The following is a 263-nucleotide window of genomic DNA, read 5'->3' as shown; positions in this document are numbered from 1 at the left end:
CAGCAGAGAGTAGATAGCTTCCTGTACGCCAGCAGCGCCCAGAGAGTGACCGGTCATGGCTTTGGTTGCAGAAATCGCCGGGCTCTTATCGCCGAACACTTCACGGATAGCTGCCAGCTCTTTCACGTCGCCAACCGGAGTCGAAGTACCGTGGGAGTTCAGGTAATCGATTGGGGTATCAACGCCATGCATCGCCATCTTCATGCAGCGTACTGCGCCTTCGCCAGACGGAGCAACCATGTCTGCACCATCAGAGGTTGCGC

At 57.0% G+C, this 263-nt stretch carries 1 pseudogene; it reads right to left on the bottom strand.

Annotated features, from left to right (window positions below):
* Positions 1-263 (bottom strand): annotated as a pseudogene (locus tag SB765_RS30690) (beta-ketoacyl-ACP synthase I); the annotation flags it as partial.

This window comes from Pseudomonas sp. SIMBA_067, from assembly GCF_046534675.1.
Classification (GTDB): domain Bacteria; phylum Pseudomonadota; class Gammaproteobacteria; order Pseudomonadales; family Pseudomonadaceae; genus Aquipseudomonas; species Aquipseudomonas putida.
The sequence above is the reverse complement of the archived record's forward strand: the minus strand, read 5'-3'. Positions and strand labels throughout refer to the sequence as shown.